Below are 17687 nucleotides of genomic sequence, written 5' to 3' on the forward strand. Positions count from 1 at the left end.
CTCAGAAGTGAAACGCCGTAGCGCCGATGGTAGTGTGGGGTCTCCCCATGTGAGAGTAGGGAACTGCCAGGCATCAAACAAGTGAAGAGGCCATCCGGAAGGATGGCCTTTTTGCGTTTGTACGTCGAAAAACGGCAGGCCGGGCAAGGCGAAGCCGCCACCCGGCAGATCTCAGACTGCACACCACGCCAAAATAAACGCTGCAATCCCCTCCACATTATTCAAATCCAGAACCGGTACTTCCAGCGACAATGCAACGTCACTGGCCACGGCAATCACATGCTCATCCAGCATTAGTTCGCTAACATCATGCCCGGCGCCGTTTCTGAACAGCAAGATCTTAGGCACGGCCTCATGCTTAAATCCCTCAACCAGCACCAGATCCAGCGTGGAGTGATCCATCCGGCTGACAAGATAAGCGAGATCCAGCGGTGCTTCATCCGGTGTTTCTGTCATTAACGCCCAGCGCTGGTTACTCGCCACCATCGTTTGTGCAGCGCCAGCCTTACGCAGCTCGTAGCTATCTTTCCCCGGCTTATCGACATCCATGTTATGGTGCGTATGCTTAATCAATCCGGGACGAATGCCTTTGGCGCAAAGTGCAGGTATTAGTTTTTTTAGCAGCGTAGTCTTCCCGGTGCCACTCCAGGCAGAGATCGCTAATACGGGTATCATTTCTTCTCCTGCATTATCTGCAAATCTTCCGTCGTGTTTACATTCACAAACGCCGATTTCATGTCGCTGAAATCAACGGAATGCCCTCCGGACTGACGCATAAATACCATAACGCGTCGCTCTCCTGCGGCCAGGTAATCTTCCAGCGCGGATATTAACGAGCGATTAATCAATGCGATCGTTGGATGGTCGCGTTCACCGTCGTGTACCCAGACGACGGGAGCACCACCGCGCCGCTGCACCAGACGTTCAACCAGGCAGGACGGGATGAAGGGCGTATCACATGAACAAAAGAGAAACCACTCTCCATGCGACTGCTGCATAACGGAAAGCATTCCCGCCAGCGGACCGGGGTAGTCCACCAGGTTATCCTGATAAACCGGATACCCGCTGCGCTGATAAATATCAACATGTCGGTTAGCGCTGATCGCTATCGACGACACCTGATCTGCAAGCGTATCAGCAACATGCTGCCATAATGGTGCGTTGTTCAGGAGCTGAAGCCCCTTATCCTTTCCGCCCATTCGCGTTGCTCTGCCCCCGGCCAGAACAACCCCGATGATTTCCTGGCATTGATTCACGAATATCGCCTCTTTTATTGTGGGATTGACCCTGCTAACGTGTCTTTCTAAATGAAAGGAGCACTACCATGAAATGTAAACGTCTTAATGAAGTCATTGAGCTTCTCCAGCCGGCCTGGCAAAAAGAGCCAGAGCTGAATCTGATGCAATTTTTACAGAAACTGGCGAAAGAGTCAGGTTTTGATGGTGAACTGGCAGACCTTTCTGACGACATCCTGATCTACCACCTGAAAATGCGTGACTCGGCTAAAGATGCTGTTATTCCTGGCATTCAGAAAGATTATGAAGAGGATTTTAAAACCGCATTACTGCGTGCCCGAGGCGTAATTAAAGAGTAAAAGCTTGTAAGCGGAGCCACCGAAATCGCCACAAGATGATATCCTGAATCATTCGTATAATTTCCGGATGATCGGATGAACGACCAGGCTTTTACTTTCCAGACACTACACCCGGATACCATTATGGATGCGCTGTTCGAACAGGGTATTCGGGTGGATTCCGGGTTAACCCCTTTAAACAGCTACGAAAACCGTGTCTACCAATTTCAGGACGAAGAGCGCCAGCGCTTTGTCGTAAAGTTTTACCGTCCACAGCGCTGGTCCGCAGAACAAATTCAGGAAGAGCATCAGTTTGCCCACGATCTGCTGGATGACGATGTTCCCGTTGCGGCACCCATTAAATTCAATAACCAAACGCTGCTGACCCATCAGGGCTTTTACTACGCGATATTTCCGAGCCTGGGCGGAAGACAGTTTGAGGCGGATAATATTGATCAGATGGAATGGGTTGCCCGCTATCTGGGGCGCATTCATCAGACGGGACGTAAAAAACCGTTTGTTGCCCGTCCGACGATTGGTGTTCAGGAATATCTTATTGAGCCGCGACAGGTATTCGAAACATCGGCGCTGATCCCGAATGCGCTAAAGGATAATTTCCTCACGGCGACCGATAAGCTTATTGATGCTGTAAAAGCCTGCTGGCGGGATGATATTACTACTCTGCGCCTGCACGGTGACTGCCACGCCGGGAATATTCTCTGGCGCGATGGCCCACTATTTGTCGATCTTGATGACGCACGTATGGGACCCGCGGTGCAGGATCTGTGGATGCTGCTCAACGGTGATAAAGCCGAGCAGCGCATGCAGCTTGAGACCATAATTGAAGCTTATGAAGAATTTAGCCCCTTTAATTCAGACGAAATTGCCTTGATAGAACCTTTACGTGCGATGCGATTTGTTTATTATCTCGCGTGGTTAATCAGGCGTTGGGAAGACCCGGCTTTTCCCCGAAATTTCCCCTGGCTTACCGGGGAGGATTACTGGCGCAACCAGATATCCACATTTACCGCGCAGGTTAAGGTTCTACAGGAACCCCCTTTGCAATTAACGCCGATGTATTAATTGGACACACCCAGGAGAGAGTTGATCATGAAAAAAATTTGGCTGGCGCTGGCTGGTATGATTCTGGCATTTAGCGCAACTGCTGCGCAGTTTACCGACGGCAAGCAGTACATTACGCTGGACAAGCCTGTTGCTGGCGAGCCTCAGGTGTTGGAGTTCTTCTCCTTCTACTGCCCGCACTGCTACGAGTTTGAGCAGGTACTTCATGTTTCTGACAACGTGAAGAAAAAGCTGCCGGAAGGCACCAAAATGACGAAATACCACGTTGAGTTCCTTGGCCCACTGGGTAAAGATCTGACTCAGGCATGGGCGGTCGCGATTGCGCTGGGTGTGGAAGATAAGATCACCGCGCCTCTGTTTGAAGCCGTACAGAAAACCCAGACAGTACAAACTACGGCAGATATCCGTAAAGTGTTCGTGGATGCCGGTGTTAAAGGTGAAGACTACGACGCTGCCTGGAACAGTTTCGTGGTGAAATCTCTCGTGGCACAGCAGGAAAAAGCTGCCGCTGACTTCCAGTTGCAGGGCGTGCCGGCGATGTATGTTAACGGCAAATACCAGGTGAATATGCGTGGTATGGACACGACCAGCATGGATATCTTCGTACAACAGTACGCTGATACCGTGAAATACCTGGTTGAGAAAAAATAACAAACATAAAGAAAAACGCCGGTCACTGGCCGGCGTTTTTGTATGAAGATTTAATCTTAGCTATCTGCTCGTCTTTCTCTTTCCAGAGTGTATTAAGCCAAAGCTGGAAACGACGTTTGAAGTTTTTATCGTTGACATAATCCCCGTGCAGTTCAGTGCTGACGGGCATCAGATCAACGCGGACAACGATACGCGTCAGCCTGCCGCTGAGCATATCGTAGAACGGTGTCCTGTCATTTTCCGGATAGCAGAGCGTTACGTTCAACAATTTATCGAACTGCTCACCCAGCACGTTGAGCGCCATTGCGATGCCCGCAGCCTTTGGCGGCAACAGGTTTTGATAAGGAGAGCGAGTCTGCTGGCGCTTCTCTTCGGTAAAGCGTGATCCTTCGACGAAGTTAACAATGGTGGTGGGATGCGCGCGAAACTTCTCGCAAGAACGGCGCGTGGTTTCCACGTCCTTACCGCGGCGTTCCGGATGACGAATCAAATAGCTGCGTGAATAGCGTTTCATAAACGGCATATCCAGCGCCCAGCAGGCCAGACCAATGAAAGGCACCCAGGCCAACTGCTGTTTCAGAAAGTATTTGTTCATCGGAATGTGTTTGCGAAACAGTACGCACAATACAACGATGTCGGCCCAGCTGTGGTGATTGCAGATCAGCAGATACCAGTTCTTTTTGTTCAGCTTCTCCAGCCCCTGAACATCCCACTTCAGCCAGGGGTTCAGATGCAGCAGGATCGCCAGCCCTTCACACCAGCAGTACATCATAAAATTACAAAAAGCAGACACCGCGCGCCATACCGGAGGGACAGGCAGCAGGAGCTTAATTATTCCGGCAACGATGATTGGCACAGAACAGGCGATGGTAACCAGAATAGTTAAAATGACGCTTAACCATAATGTTATCGCTGCGAGTATTCTCGACATAATGAATTTATTCAGATAGTTAGCTGTAATTGAGCAGCCGGCTATCCGGTGCTGGGCGCCGATCTTATCAGAAATTCGCTCAGACCAGGGCGGTTTCACACCAGGAGGCTGCGGCTTTTCCTGCCAGGCAGCGAATTTTTGCATATAGACAGAGTGCTTAAGTCTTATATCCACATAGACTAAATAAACATCAGTGAAGCGCGATCTTAAGTGATCTTATAGCAATGCTTTGATTTTATTATATAAATAAGTTTTCAGTATCACTTTTATAAAGCTGTTATTCACCTGTATTAAAAATATGCACAAACTTATCCACAGTTTTGTTTTGCGAGCGATCTTCCCGATCGCAAAATCTTTTTCTGTATAAAGCGCTAAAACCTGATGTTTTCATCCTTCTGTGGCATCCTTTACCCATAAATTCATAAAAGGCACGGACATTATGGTTCAGATCCCAGAAAACCCACTTATACTCGTCGATGGCTCTTCTTACCTGTATCGGGCGTATCATGCGTTTCCTCCTCTGACCAACAGCGCAGGGGAACCTACCGGCGCAATGTACGGCGTGCTGAATATGCTTCGCAGCCTGATTCTGCAATACCACCCAACCCATGCGGCCGTGGTGTTTGATGCGAAGGGTAAAACCTTCCGCGATGAATTATTTGAGCATTACAAATCTCACCGTCCCCCTATGCCTGACGATCTGCGTGCGCAAATTGAACCGTTGCACGCTATGGTGAAAGCGATGGGGCTGCCACTGCTGGCGGTGTCAGGCGTTGAAGCTGATGACGTAATTGGTACCCTGGCGCGCGAAGCGGAAAAAGCAGGCCGCCCGGTTCTGATCAGTACCGGTGATAAAGACATGGCGCAGCTGGTAACGCCCGGGATCACGCTGATCAACACCATGACAAACACCATTCTTGGCCCGGAAGAAGTGGTCGCCAAATATGGCGTGCCGCCAGAGCTCATTATTGATTTCCTCGCCCTGATGGGCGATTCCTCGGATAACATTCCTGGCGTACCGGGCGTAGGCGAAAAAACAGCTCAGGCGCTGCTGCAAGGGCTGGGCGGGCTGGATACGCTGTATGCAGAACCCGACAAAATTGCCGGTCTTACCTTCCGTGGCGCAAAAACCATGGCCGGAAAGCTCGCCGATAACAAAGAGGTGGCTTATCTCTCCTATCAGTTGGCCACCATCAAAACTGACGTAGAGCTGGAGCTTACCTGCGAGCAGCTGGAAGTGCAGGAACCCGCCGCCGACGAACTGCTTGGCCTGTTCAGAAAATACGAATTTAAACGCTGGACCGCGGATGTTGAAGCCGGGAAATGGCTTCAGGCGAAAGGGGCTAAACCTGCGGCGAAGCCGAAAGAGACCATCGTTGTCAATGCCGAAGAGCAGGCAGAAGAAGAGGCGGTAGCGCTCTCCTTCGACAACTATGAAACCATCCTTGAAGAGTCACGGCTCATCGCCTGGATTGAAAAGCTGAAAAAAGCGCCAGTATTTGCTTTCGATACCGAAACGGACAGCCTCGATAACATTACGGCCAATATGGTGGGGCTGTCATTCGCAACGGAGCCGGGTATTGCAGCCTATGTTCCGGTGGCTCACGACTATCTGGATGCGCCGGAGCAAATCTCCCGCGAGCGCGCCTTAGAACTGCTGAAGCCGATTCTGGAAGACGAGAAAGCGCTGAAGGTCGGGCAAAACCTGAAGTACGACCGCGGTATTCTGCAAAACTACGGCATTGAGCTGCGTGGTATCGCTTTTGACACCATGCTGGAATCTTACATTCTGGACAGCGTGGCGGGCCGCCATGATATGGATTCCTTATCCGATCGTTGGCTGAAACACAAAACCATCACCTTTGAAGAAATTGCCGGTAAGGGCAAAAATCAGCTGACCTTTAACCAGATCGCGCTGGAAGAAGCAGGCCGCTACGCCGCGGAAGACGCTGACGTCACGCTACAGCTGCATCTCAAAATGTGGCCGAAATTGCAGAAGCACGAAGGGCCGCTGAATGTGTTCCAGAACATTGAGATGCCGCTGGTGCCTGTGCTGTCCCGCATTGAGCGCAATGGCGTTAAAATCGACCCAACGGTGCTGCATAACCACTCTGGAGAGCTGGCGCAGCGCCTGACCGAGCTTGAACAGAAGGCGCATGAGCTTGCTGGCGAGGCATTTAACCTGTCGTCACCGAAACAGCTGCAAACCATCCTGTTTGAAAAACAGGGTATCAAGCCGCTAAAGAAAACCCCGGGCGGCGCCCCTTCAACCTCTGAAGAGGTGCTGGAAGAGCTGGCGCTGGACTATCCGCTGCCAAAAGTTATTCTGCAATACCGTGGTCTGGCTAAGCTGAAATCGACCTATACCGACAAACTGCCGTTGATGATCAACCCGAAAACGGGCCGCGTGCACACCTCCTATCACCAGGCTGTGGCGGCGACCGGGCGACTTTCGTCAACCGATCCTAACCTTCAGAACATTCCGGTGCGTAATGAAGAGGGCCGCCGTATTCGCCAGGCTTTCATTGCGCCAGAGGATTATCTGATTGTCTCCGCGGACTACTCGCAAATCGAACTGCGTATTATGGCGCACCTGTCACGCGACAAAGGCCTGCTGACGGCCTTTGCCGAAGGGAAGGACATCCACCGGGCAACCGCTGCCGAAGTGTTTGGGCTGCCGCTGGAGAGCGTGACAAACGAGCAGCGTCGTAGTGCAAAAGCGATCAACTTCGGTCTGATTTACGGCATGAGTGCCTTTGGTCTTTCACGCCAGCTCAATATCCCGCGTAAAGAGTCGCAGAAGTATATGGATCTCTACTTCGAGCGGTATCCGGGCGTGCTGGAATATATGGAACGTACCCGCGCACAGGCGAAAGAGAAAGGCTACGTTGAAACGCTGGATGGCCGTCGTCTCTACCTTCCGGACATCAAATCCAGCAACGCCGCGCGCCGGGCTGGTGCTGAACGTGCTGCGATCAACGCCCCTATGCAGGGCACTGCGGCGGACATCATTAAACGCGCAATGATTGCCGTCGATGCCTGGCTCGAAAAAGAGAAACCGCGCGTGAAAATGATCATGCAGGTACACGATGAACTGGTCTTTGAAGTTCATAAAGACGATCTGGAGACGGTCTCTCAGAAGATCCATGAACTGATGGAAAACAGCATGAAGCTGGACGTTCCGTTGCTGGTGGAAGTGGGTAGCGGCGAAAACTGGGATCAGGCTCACTAAGGGTTATCGGAATAACGCGCGTTTTATGTAAGTAAGCAACATAAGTACGCGCGTTTTGTGACGATCATTAGAATTCCCTATGTAAAGAATGAAAAAAAACTACAAAAAGTGCTTTGTCCAGCGATAAAAAAAGAGTAGAGTTAACGACGTAGGGTACAGAGGTAAGATGTTCTATCTTTCAGACCTTTTACTTCACGTAATCGGATTTGGCTGAATATTTTAGCCGCCCCAGTCAGTAATGACTGGGGCGTTTTTTATTGCGGCAAAGAAAGTTTCAGGCGAAAAAAAGCGCGGTCATCGCCGCGCCTGTTGTTACTCTGCTTCCGCTTCAGTCGCCGGTTCCAGATCGTTAAACCAGCTGTCGAGCTTCTGTCGCAGTTTATCCACGCCCTGCTTTTTCAGCGAGGAGAACGGTTCAACCTGTACATCGCCGTTGAATGCCAGCACCGCTTCACGAACCTTGTTCACCTGCGCCTTGCGCGCGCCGCTCGCCAGCTTATCTGCTTTTGTCAGCAGCACCAGCACCGCAATATCGCTTGCCACCGCCCAGTCAATCATCTGCTGGTCGAGATCTTTTAGCGGATGACGAATATCCATCAGCACCACCAGACCTTTCAGACACATGCGTTTTTCCAGGTATTCACCCAGCGCACGCTGCCATTTGATCTTCATCTCTTCCGGTACCTGCGCGTAACCGTAGCCCGGTAAATCGACCAGGCGTTTGCCTTCAGCCACTTCAAACAGGTTAATCAGCTGAGTACGGCCAGGTGTTTTTGAGGTACGCGCCAGGTTTTTCTGATTGGTGAGCGTATTCAGGGCACTGGATTTTCCCGCATTGGAGCGGCCAGCAAATGCCACTTCAATCCCTGTGTCTGAGGGCAGGTGGCGAATATCGGGCGCACTGGTGACAAAATGCGTCTGTTGGTAGTTCCAGGTAGTCACGTGGTCGTCTCCAAAAATCGTAATCTGCGGGGATTATACCTGAATGCGGGCAAAAGGCTTTTCCCTTCGTCATTGACATGTAAGTGAAAGCCCTACGGAATGTAAGAGATCTGCCCTTAAGCGTATGAGAAATTTAAGAGAAATCGCAGGCGCTAAAAAACTCAAAATATTAAAATTCAAAGAGTTATTAATGAGTAATTATCTGAAAATCCGGTTTTGTACCTTTTCATAGCTTGTTAGTTTAAGGGAACAAGGTAAAGTGTGTGCCAGGGCGAGGATGCCAACAGGATAACGACTTAAGGATAAGGGTCAGGAGCGCCAGGAGGCGAAGACTCAGGATTGTCAGGATGACCGGCGCCTGGAGGCGTTTTTAACAGGAAACGGAACCGTATCACGGACGGTAGTAGCCAAGGGATAAACAGGGTTTGTTGCAGGCAAACAGGGAATGTCTGACCCGTTAAGGGTTGTGAGTCAGGAAAAAAGGCGACAGATTGCTCTGTCGCCTTTTTTCTTTGCTTGCTTTCTGCTAGATTTCGCCGCAATTCTATACTGAAGAAAACGACTTAAAGATAAAACATCATGAAAAAACCGACCTCCGCTGCGGGCGTGAAACGCCCTGCAAAAGCACGCCGCAAAACGCGCGAAGAACTGAATCAGGAAGCGCGCGATCGCAAACGCGATAAAAAACATCGTGGCCATGCTGCGGGTAGCCGTGCTAACGGTGGCGGTGCCGCAGGCGCTTCTGCAAAAGGCAAACAGCAGAAAGATCCTCGTATCGGCAGTAAAACTCCCATTCCACTGGGCGTGACAGACACGCCGGTCACTAAGCAGCACAAACCAAAGAGCGAGAAACCTATGCTTTCACCGCAGGCTGAGCTGGATATGCTGGAGAACGATGAGCGCCTGGATGCGCTGCTGGAACGTCTTGAAGAGGGTGAAACCCTGACCGCTGAAGAGCAGTCCTGGGTGGACGCCAAACTGGACCGCATTGATGAACTGATGCAGAAGCTGGGTCTGTCCTACGATGATGAAGAAGACGAAGAGGAAGACGAAAAGCAGGAAGATATGATGCGTCTGCTGAAAGGTGGAAACTAACATTTGCACCCGGCAGGTACACTCGTCCTGCTTATAACCCTTCCGGTTATATGTTATCTGGTGTGGTTATTCGTTAAACTACGGCGGTTGTCGCGGCGACAGAAGTGGCTGCGCACCCGAATGATGTCCCGCAACGGGACCAGAACGGGCCGCCGTATACGAACGCGACACCAACGGAAGGAGTGAGCATGTCTGTACCATCTATCGACTGGGATTTGGCCCTGATCCAGAAATATAACTATTCCGGGCCGCGTTATACCTCATACCCCACCGCGCTGGAGTTTTCTGACGCTTTCGGCGAGGCGGATTTTCAGCAAGCTGTGGCGCGCTATCCCGAGCGCCCGCTGTCGCTCTACGTCCATATTCCGTTCTGCCATAAGCTCTGCTACTTCTGCGGCTGCAATAAAATCGTTACCCGCCAGCAGCACAAAGCCGATCAATACCTCGATGCGCTCGAACAGGAAATTCTGCACCGCGCACCGCTGTTTAAAGGGCGTCACGTCAGCCAGCTTCACTGGGGCGGTGGTACGCCAACTTATCTGAATAAAGCGCAGATCAGCCGCCTGATGGCGCTGCTGCGCGGCAATTTTAGTTTTAACGACGACGCCGAAATTTCGATCGAGGTCGATCCGCGTGAAATCGAGCTGGATGTGCTGGATCATTTACGCGCCGAAGGTTTCAACCGCCTGAGTATGGGCGTACAGGACTTCAACAAAGAAGTACAGCGCCTGGTAAACCGCGAGCAGGACGAAGCGTTTATCTTTGCCTTACTCAACCATGCGCGTGAAATCGGCTTTACCTCAACGAATATAGACCTGATTTACGGCCTGCCGAAGCAGACGCCGGAGAGCTTCGCCTACACGCTTAAACGCGTGGCTGAGCTTAACCCGGACCGTCTGAGCGTCTTTAACTATGCGCACCTGCCGACGCTGTTCGCCGCTCAGCGCAAAATCAAAGATGCGGATCTGCCTTCCGCCCAGCAGAAGCTGGACATTTTGCAGGAGACCATCGCCTCGCTGACCGAAACCGGCTATCAGTTTATCGGAATGGATCACTTTGCCCGCCCTGACGATGAACTGGCGATTGCCCAGCGCGAAGGTGTTCTCCACCGTAACTTCCAGGGCTACACCACCCAGGGCGATACCGATCTGCTCGGAATGGGCGTCTCCGCCATCAGCATGATTGGCGACTGCTACGCCCAGAACCAGAAAGAGCTGAAGCTGTACTATCAGCAGATAGACGAAACCGGCAACGCGCTGTGGCGCGGCATCGCGCTAACCCGCGACGACTGCATCCGTCGTGATGTGATTAAGGCGCTTATCTGCAACTTCCGTCTCGAATTTCGCGAGGTGGAGTCGCAATGGGATCTGCAATTCAGCGATTACTTTGCCGAAGACCTGAAGCTTCTGGCGCCGCTGGCGAAAGACGGGCTGGTGGATGTGTCGGAGAGTGCGGTTGTCGTCACGCCGAAAGGACGTCTGTTGATTCGTAATATCTGCATGTGCTTCGATGCCTATCTGCGTCAGAAGGCGCGTTTACAGCAGTTCTCGCGGGTGATTTGAGCTGTAATGCCGGGTGGCGGCTTTGCCTTACCCGGCCTACTTAAGTGCGAGATGTAGGCCGGGTAAGCGAAGCGCCACCCGGCTTTTCATCGACAGCTCGTTAGCTAAACAGCCCAACCAGTGCCGCACACAATACCGCCGCAACGGCAGTTTGTGGCGTGTGGCTTTCTGCTGCTCCGCTCGAAAGCAAAGTCACTAATGATTCCAGCATGATGCTCCCCCCTGTTTCCGGGCACGATCATACAAAACTCATCGGAACAGTAAAGCGCAAAATAACGGCACTTTGCGCTCAATTAGTAACCTTTACACAGCGGGGTAAGATCACTCCATTCCCAGCTCTTTCAGCTTGCGCGTCAGGGTGTTTCGACCCCATCCCAACAGGCGAGCCGCTTCCTGTTTGTGGCCCTGGGTATGACGAAGCGCGGTAGTCAACAGCGTGCGCTCCATCTCAGGCTGCGCTTCGGAGAGCAGATTTTGATGACCGGAACGCAGCGCGCGATCTGCCCACTGCGCCAGCAGCGTCGCCCAGCTGTCCGGCAGCGCATGTCCGGCGGTGCTTTCGGGCACGGTGGCTTCAAACAGCTCGGCGGGGAGATCCTGAATCAACACTTCCTGTCCGGCGGCCATCACGGTCAGCCAGCGACAGGTGTTTTCCAGCTGACGCACGTTGCCCGGCCACGCCAGACGGGTGAGGGCGGCATCCGTTTCCGGATGAAGCTGCTTGGCTTCCACGCCCAGCTCGCGGGCCGCCACTTGCAGGAAATGGCGCGCCAGACGCGGGATATCTTCCCGACGCTCGCGCAGCGGCGGGAGGTGGACGCGGATCACGTTCAGACGATGGAATAAATCTTCACGGAATTTCCCCTCCTGCACGCGCAGCTCCAGGTTCTGGTGCGTCGCGGCAATAATACGCACGTCCACCTTCACCGGCGCATACCCGCCCACGCGGTAAAACTGACCATCTGCCAGCACGCGCAGCAGTCGGGTCTGCACATCCAGCGGCATATCGCCGATTTCATCCAGGAATAGCGTTCCGCCGTCAGCCTGTTCAAAGCGTCCCTGACGAATGGTATTTGCCCCGGTAAACGCCCCTTTTTCGTGGCCGAACAGCTCAGATTCAATCAAATCCTTGGGGATCGCCGCCATGTTCAGGGCGATAAAGGGGGCTTTCGCCCGCGGGCTGTGGCGATGCAGGGCGTGCGCAACCAGCTCTTTACCGGTCCCTGATTCACCGTTAATCAAGACGCTGATAGACGAGCGCGACAGACGCCCGATGATGCGAAACACGTCCTGCATGGCCGGCGCTTCACCGATGATGTCCGTCGTAGGCCCAAAATCCGGCGCGTGACGGGGCTGCTGTTGCTCCTGATAGTGGCTGATGGCGCGTTCGACCAGGGCAACGGCTTCGTCGATATCAAACGGTTTTGGCAGGTAATCAAACGCCCCCTGCTGGTAGGCGCTAACGGCGGCATCCAGGTCGGAGTGGGCGGTCATTATGATGACCGGAAGCATGGGGTGGCGCTGTTTGATCTGCTTTAAGAGCGCCAGTCCGTCCATGCCCGGCATGCGAATATCCGAGAGCAGAACGTCCGGCGTTTTGGTGGTGAGTGCGTCGAGCACTTCGCTGCCGCTCTCAAACGTCGTGCAGCTTAATCCCGCTCCTGTGAGCGCGCGTTCAAGCACCCAACGGATGGAGCTATCGTCATCGACTACCCAGACTATCCCTCGTTGCATAAACGTCACCTTTATTTTTTAATCGGCAGGAAAACCGAAAACTCGGTATGTCCCGGCCAACTGGTAAATTCAATTTTGCCGGAGTGTTGGTCAATCAAATTACGGGCTATGGATAACCCCAGCCCGGTGCCGCCTTCGCGACCGCTGACCATCGGGTAGAACAGGGTGTCCTGGAGATGCGGCGGGATCCCCGGCCCGTTATCTTCCACATCAATACGTGCCGCCAGACGATAACGCACGCCGTGCAGCGTCAGCTGGAACGCGGTGCGGGTACGCAGAATAATTTCGCCACCCTCCGGGCCCAGCGCCTGCAACGCGTTACGCACAATGTTCAACAGCACCTGTTCAATCTGGTCCGGATCGTGCGCCAGCTCCGGCAGGCTTGGGTCGTAATCACGCACCAGCGTGGCGTTATCCGGCAGCTCCATAGAGACGAGTTTCACCACCCGCTCCGCGACCTTGTGAATGCTTTCTGAAACATGCATCCCCGGCTGCTGCGGCCCGAGCAGGCGATCGACCAGATTACGCAGACGGTCCGCCTGCTCGATAATGACGTTGGTATACTCCGCCAGGGCAGGGTCAGGCAGCGCTTTGGTCAAAAGCTGTGCCGCACCGCGTAAGCCGCCCAGCGGGTTTTTAATTTCATGAGCCAGCCCGCGTACCAGGTCGCGCGCCGCAATCTGCTGAGCATGCTGTAGCTGCTCCTGGCTGAGACGACGCTGGTTATCCATCGGCGCCATTTCCAGCAGAATCATGCCATCTGGCAGGCGCTGTGCGGTGAGGGACAAAATATGCGAGCGTCCGTCAATCACCAGCGTCACTTCGTTATCGGTGAAGCCCTGACCCGCCTGCAAACTCTCCTGCATCAGGCCAATATTCAGCGAGAAATAGCTCAGCAGTTCCGGCAGCGGCGTGCCAAACAGTTTACGGGCGCTTTGAGCGAGCAGCTGCTGCGCCGCCGGGTTGGCGTAATGCACCGCCAGCTCGTCGTCGACCAGCAAAATACTGTTAATCAAAGAATTGAGGATCTGCCCAGCATCGGGCAGCGTGCCAGTTGCCATTCAGCAGTCTCCTGGAGTCGTTGCACTATTTTAGTGCAGTATAGCGTTTTAGAGGTAAAAAGCGCGTGAGATCAGGTTGTTGGTGGAGAAAAAAGCCCATCCGAAGATGGGCTAAAGTTTCCACGGCAACTACTCCCGACGCGTATGCGCCGGGTAAAACAAATCAATTAAACGCTGTAGTACAGTTCGAACTCAACCGGGTGCGGCGTCATGCGAACGCGGTCGTTTTCTTCGGTACGCAGCGCGATGTAAGCGTCGATTGCTTCATCGGTGAACACGCCGCCAGCGGTCAGGAACTCACGGTCTGCGTCCAGCGCTTGCAGGGCTTCTTCCAGCGAGCCGGCAACCTGTGGGATCTCTTTCGCTTCTTCTGGCGGCAGGTCGTACAGGTTTTTGTCCATGGCTTCGCCCGGGTGGATCTTGTTCTTGATACCGTCCAGACCGGCCATCAGCAGTGCTGCGAAGCACAGGTATGGGTTAGCCGCCGGGTCCGGGAAGCGCACTTCGATACGACGCGCTTTCGGAGACGCCACCACCGGGATACGGATAGAAGCAGAACGGTTACGGGCAGAGTACGCCAGCATCACCGGTGCTTCGTAGCCTGGGACCAGACGCTTGTAGGAGTTGGTGGTCGGGTTCGCCAGGGCGTTGATCGCTTTAGCGTGTTTGATAACACCGCCGATGTAGTGCAGCGCCTGCTCAGACAGACCCGCGTATTTGTCGCCAGAGAACAGGTTGGTGCCGTTCTTGGACAGGGACATGTGGCAGTGCATACCGGAACCGTTGTCGCCGAACATGGGTTTTGGCATGAAGGTCGCGGTTTTACCGAAACGGTGCGCAACGTTGTGCACAACGTATTTGTAGATCTGAATCTCATCCGCTTTTTTGGTCATGGTGTTGAAGCGGGTTGCGATTTCATTCTGGCCAGCCGTTGCCACTTCGTGGTGGTGCGCTTCAACAACCAGGCCCATCTCTTCCATGATCAGACACATGGTAGAACGGATGTCCTGTGAAGAATCGACCGGAGGAACCGGGAAGTAACCGCCTTTCACGCCCGGACGGTGACCTTTGTTACCACCTTCGTATTTGGTGGAAGAGTTCCATGCGCCTTCGATGTCATCGATAGCGACGTGGGAACCAGAAATGGAAGCACCAAAACGGATGTCATCGAACAGGAAGAACTCTGGCTCTGGCCCGAACAGAACGGTGTCTGCGATACCGGTAGAACGCAGGTACTCTTCAGCGCGTTTTGCGATGGAGCGTGGGTCACGGTCATAGCCTTGCAGCGTGCCAGGTTCCAGGATATCGCAGCGGATGATCAGCGTAGGTTCTTCGTAGAACGGGTCAATGAGCGCAGTGGTTGCATCTGGCATCAGAACCATGTCGGATTCGTTAATGCCTTTCCAGCCGCCAATGGAGGAGCCGTCAAACATTTTGCCTTCTTCAAAGAATTCGGCGTTCACCTGATGAGCAGGGATCGTGACGTGCTGTTCTTTACCTTTGGTATCGGTGAAGCGCAGATCAACAAACTTCACTTCATGTTCGTTCAGCATCGTCAAAACGTGTTCAGCGGACATACTTAACTCTCCAGATTGGTCATTGTCGTCGTGGTAACGAGGTCTTCAAATCGGCTGGGCTGCCATATTTTTACTGTATTTCTGTAAAGCGAAATCTGTGCCAACTTTTAAAACACCCCAAAAAGGCGTTATCATGCGCACCATAGTGCAGAAGGGCTGCACCACATTGGATTTGTTGCACCATTATAGTGCTTCTGTGTGAACATCGAGCACCATATTGGTGCAATTTACGTTAAAGTGCCCTTTTACCGCTCCGTGAAAGCGATCACAAAGCATCTCTGCAATACTTGTTTGCGGGGGATGTTTGTGATCCTGTTTTGTAGTGCGATTAATCCGTGTACAATAACGCGCTATTTCTAAATGCCTGAGGCAAAGTTGTGATCGAAAAATTGCGTAATATCGCCATCATCGCGCACGTCGACCATGGTAAAACTACCCTGGTTGATAAGCTGCTACAGCAGTCCGGTACGTTTGATGCTCGTGCCGAAACTCAAGAGCGTGTGATGGACTCCAACGATTTGGAGAAAGAGCGTGGGATTACCATCCTCGCCAAAAACACCGCTATCAAATGGAATGACTACCGTATCAACATCGTTGATACCCCAGGGCACGCCGACTTCGGTGGTGAAGTTGAGCGCGTGATGTCCATGGTGGATTCCGTGCTGCTGGTGGTTGACGCATTTGATGGCCCTATGCCGCAAACGCGCTTCGTGACCAAAAAAGCATTTGCCCACGGCCTGAAACCTATCGTTGTGATCAACAAGGTTGACCGTCCTGGCGCGCGTCCTGACTGGGTTGTTGACCAGGTCTTCGACCTGTTCGTTAACCTCGACGCGACCGACGAACAGCTGGACTTCCCTATCGTTTATGCGTCTGCGCTGAACGGTATCGCCGGTCTGGATCACGAAGACATGGCGGAAGACATGACTCCGCTGTACCAGACGATTGTTGACCGCGTTCCTGCGCCAAACGTTGACCTGGAAGGCACCCTGCAAATGCAGATCTCCCAGCTCGACTACAACAACTATGTTGGCGTAATCGGCATTGGTCGTATCAAGCGCGGTAAAGTGAAGCCTAACCAGCAGGTCACTATCATCGATAGCGAAGGCAAAACCCGTAACGGTAAAGTCGGTAAAGTTCTGACTCACCTGGGTCTTGAGCGTATCGAGAGCGACATCGCTGAAGCGGGCGACATCATCGCCATCACCGGTCTGGGTGAACTGAACATCTCCGACACCATCTGCGATCCGCAGAACGTCGAAGCGCTGCCAGCCCTGTCCGTTGATGAACCAACCGTATCCATGTTCTTCAACGTCAACACCTCTCCGTTCTGTGGTAAAGAAGGTAAGTTCGTTACCTCTCGTCAGATCCTTGACCGCCTGAACAAAGAGCTGGTGCACAACGTTGCGCTGCGCGTTGAAGAAACCGAAGACGCTGATGCATTCCGCGTTTCTGGTCGTGGTGAGCTGCACCTGTCTGTTCTGATCGAAAACATGCGTCGTGAAGGTTTCGAGATGGCGGTTTCCCGTCCGAAAGTTATCTTCCGCGAAATCGACGGCCGTAAACAAGAGCCATTCGAAAACGTAACGCTGGACGTTGAAGAGCAGCACCAGGGTTCTGTGATGCAGGCACTGGGTGAGCGTAAAGGCGACCTGAAAAACATGAATCCAGATGGCAAAGGCCGCGTACGTCTCGACTACGTGATCCCAAGCCGTGGCCTGATCGGCTTCCGTTCTGAGTTCATGACCATGACTTCCGGTACCGGTCTGCTGTACTCCACCTTCAGCCACTACGACGACGTTCGTCCGGGCGAAGTGGGCCAGCGTAACAACGGTGTACTGATCTCCAACGGTCAGGGTAAAGCGGTTGCGTTTGCGCTGTTCGGTTTGCAGGATCGCGGTAAGCTGTTCCTGGGCCACGGTGCTGAAGTTTACGAAGGCCAGATCATCGGTATTCACAGCCGTTCTAACGACCTGACGGTAAACTGCCTGACCGGTAAGAAACTGACCAACATGCGTGCGTCCGGTACTGACGAAGCAACGGTTCTGGTTCCACCGATCAAGATGACGCTGGAGCAGGCTCTGGAATTCATCGATGATGACGAACTGGTCGAAGTGACGCCTCAGTCAATTCGTATCCGTAAACGTCACCTGACCGAGAACGATCGTAAACGTGCTATGCGCGGTGCGAAAGAAGACTAATTCGGTTATGCCGTAGTCCGGGTAAGCGCAAGCGCCACCCGGCAA

At 53.1% G+C, this 17687-nt stretch carries 15 protein-coding genes; 7 read left to right on the forward strand and 8 right to left on the reverse strand.

Features of this window, described 5'->3' with window-relative positions; translation table 11 throughout:
- Window positions 1–171: 171 nt before the first annotated feature.
- Both mobB and mobA read right to left on the reverse strand, forming a co-directional pair.
- Entirely contained in the window at window positions 172–675 is a 504-nt protein-coding gene (gene mobB, locus ACJTMZ_RS20435; protein ID WP_017694039.1) for a molybdopterin-guanine dinucleotide biosynthesis protein MobB, read from the reverse strand.
- A complete protein-coding gene (mobA, locus tag ACJTMZ_RS20440; protein ID WP_047055788.1) occupies window positions 672–1256 on the reverse strand; it encodes a molybdenum cofactor guanylyltransferase MobA in 585 nt (194 codons plus the stop codon). The genes mobB and mobA overlap by 4 nt, the downstream gene beginning before the upstream one ends.
- Window positions 1257–1324: 68 nt before the next feature.
- Between mobA and ACJTMZ_RS20445 the strand changes: the two genes are divergently transcribed.
- From ACJTMZ_RS20445 to dsbA, 3 genes are all read left to right on the forward strand, one after another.
- The gene (locus tag ACJTMZ_RS20445) at window positions 1325–1594 is read left to right on the forward strand and encodes a YihD family protein (protein WP_003861904.1); all 270 of its coding nucleotides are present in this window, start codon (window positions 1325–1327) and stop codon (window positions 1592–1594) included.
- Window positions 1595–1669: 75 nt separating this feature from the next.
- Window positions 1670–2656 carry a serine/threonine protein kinase gene (locus ACJTMZ_RS20450; protein ID WP_015569895.1) on the forward strand — a complete coding sequence of 329 codons (987 nt, stop codon included), beginning with the start codon at window positions 1670–1672 and terminating at the stop codon, window positions 2654–2656.
- A 27-nt stretch (window positions 2657–2683) separates the two neighbouring features.
- Window positions 2684–3307, forward strand: coding sequence for a thiol:disulfide interchange protein DsbA (dsbA, locus tag ACJTMZ_RS20455; protein ID WP_015569896.1), 624 nt, complete (start codon window positions 2684–2686; stop codon window positions 3305–3307).
- A 22-nt stretch (window positions 3308–3329) separates the two neighbouring features.
- Here the strand turns inward: dsbA and ACJTMZ_RS20460 are convergent, their stop codons facing one another.
- Complete coding sequence (locus ACJTMZ_RS20460; RefSeq protein WP_026094355.1) at window positions 3330–4238, reverse strand: acyltransferase; 909 nt, start codon at window positions 4236–4238, stop codon at window positions 3330–3332.
- A 439-nt stretch (window positions 4239–4677) separates the two neighbouring features.
- Here ACJTMZ_RS20460 and polA point away from each other — a divergent pair, with 439 nt between their 5' ends.
- Entirely contained in the window at window positions 4678–7470 is a 2793-nt protein-coding gene (gene polA / locus ACJTMZ_RS20465; RefSeq protein WP_047364494.1) for a DNA polymerase I, read from the forward strand.
- A gap of 312 nt (window positions 7471–7782) precedes the next feature.
- Here the strand turns inward: polA and yihA are convergent, their stop codons facing one another.
- Window positions 7783–8412, reverse strand: a complete 630-nt coding sequence (gene yihA / locus ACJTMZ_RS20470; RefSeq protein WP_003861913.1) for a ribosome biogenesis GTP-binding protein YihA/YsxC — start codon at window positions 8410–8412, stop codon at window positions 7783–7785.
- 579 nt (window positions 8413–8991) lie between these two features.
- On the opposite strand from yihA, the gene yihI reads away from it, so the two are divergent.
- Window positions 8992–9507: a Der GTPase-activating protein YihI gene (yihI, locus tag ACJTMZ_RS20475; RefSeq protein ID WP_015569898.1), complete on the forward strand. Its 516-nt coding sequence runs from the start codon at window positions 8992–8994 to the stop codon at window positions 9505–9507.
- 188 nt (window positions 9508–9695) lie between these two features.
- Window positions 9696–11069, forward strand: coding sequence for an oxygen-independent coproporphyrinogen III oxidase (hemN, locus tag ACJTMZ_RS20480; protein WP_015569899.1), 1374 nt, complete (start codon window positions 9696–9698; stop codon window positions 11067–11069).
- Between the two features lie 100 nt (window positions 11070–11169).
- On the opposite strand, the gene ACJTMZ_RS20485 is transcribed toward hemN, so the two are convergent.
- From ACJTMZ_RS20485 to glnA, 4 genes are all read right to left on the reverse strand, one after another.
- A complete protein-coding gene (locus tag ACJTMZ_RS20485) occupies window positions 11170–11280 on the reverse strand; it encodes a YshB family small membrane protein (protein WP_017382667.1) in 111 nt (36 codons plus the stop codon).
- A gap of 110 nt (window positions 11281–11390) precedes the next feature.
- A complete protein-coding gene (glnG, locus tag ACJTMZ_RS20490; RefSeq protein ID WP_003861919.1) occupies window positions 11391–12803 on the reverse strand; it encodes a nitrogen regulation protein NR(I) in 1413 nt (470 codons plus the stop codon).
- A gap of 11 nt (window positions 12804–12814) precedes the next feature.
- Window positions 12815–13864, reverse strand: coding sequence for a nitrogen regulation protein NR(II) (glnL, locus tag ACJTMZ_RS20495; protein WP_252011150.1), 1050 nt, complete (start codon window positions 13862–13864; stop codon window positions 12815–12817).
- Window positions 13865–14031: 167 nt separating this feature from the next.
- The gene (glnA, locus tag ACJTMZ_RS20500) at window positions 14032–15441 is read right to left on the reverse strand and encodes a glutamate--ammonia ligase (RefSeq protein WP_003861925.1); all 1410 of its coding nucleotides are present in this window, start codon (window positions 15439–15441) and stop codon (window positions 14032–14034) included.
- Between the two features lie 377 nt (window positions 15442–15818).
- Between glnA and typA the strand changes: the two genes are divergently transcribed.
- Window positions 15819–17642 carry a ribosome-dependent GTPase TypA gene (gene typA, locus ACJTMZ_RS20505; protein ID WP_003861927.1) on the forward strand — a complete coding sequence of 608 codons (1824 nt, stop codon included), beginning with the start codon at window positions 15819–15821 and terminating at the stop codon, window positions 17640–17642.
- Window positions 17643–17687: the final 45 nt, after the last annotated feature.

This window comes from Enterobacter sp. DN (genome assembly GCF_046054285.1).
Lineage (GTDB): Bacteria > Pseudomonadota > Gammaproteobacteria > Enterobacterales > Enterobacteriaceae > Enterobacter > Enterobacter hormaechei_C.

Coding starts and splice junctions, on each gene's coding strand:
- mobB (WP_017694039.1), bottom strand. CDS start 675: ATGATACCCGTATTAGCGATCTCTGCCTGGAGTGGCACCGGGAAGACT.
- ACJTMZ_RS20445 (WP_003861904.1), top strand. CDS start 1,325: ATGAAATGTAAACGTCTTAATGAAGTCATTGAGCTTCTCCAGCCGGCC.
- ACJTMZ_RS20450 (WP_015569895.1), top strand. CDS start 1,670: ATGAACGACCAGGCTTTTACTTTCCAGACACTACACCCGGATACCATT.
- dsbA (WP_015569896.1), top strand. CDS start 2,684: ATGAAAAAAATTTGGCTGGCGCTGGCTGGTATGATTCTGGCATTTAGC.
- ACJTMZ_RS20460 (WP_026094355.1), bottom strand. CDS start 4,238: ATGTCGAGAATACTCGCAGCGATAACATTATGGTTAAGCGTCATTTTA.
- polA (WP_047364494.1), top strand. CDS start 4,678: ATGGTTCAGATCCCAGAAAACCCACTTATACTCGTCGATGGCTCTTCT.
- yihI (WP_015569898.1), top strand. CDS start 8,992: ATGAAAAAACCGACCTCCGCTGCGGGCGTGAAACGCCCTGCAAAAGCA.
- hemN (WP_015569899.1), top strand. CDS start 9,696: ATGTCTGTACCATCTATCGACTGGGATTTGGCCCTGATCCAGAAATAT.
- ACJTMZ_RS20485 (WP_017382667.1), bottom strand. CDS start 11,280: ATGCTGGAATCATTAGTGACTTTGCTTTCGAGCGGAGCAGCAGAAAGC.
- glnG (WP_003861919.1), bottom strand. CDS start 12,803: ATGCAACGAGGGATAGTCTGGGTAGTCGATGACGATAGCTCCATCCGT.
- glnL (WP_252011150.1), bottom strand. CDS start 13,864: ATGGCAACTGGCACGCTGCCCGATGCTGGGCAGATCCTCAATTCTTTG.
- glnA (WP_003861925.1), bottom strand. CDS start 15,441: ATGTCCGCTGAACACGTTTTGACGATGCTGAACGAACATGAAGTGAAG.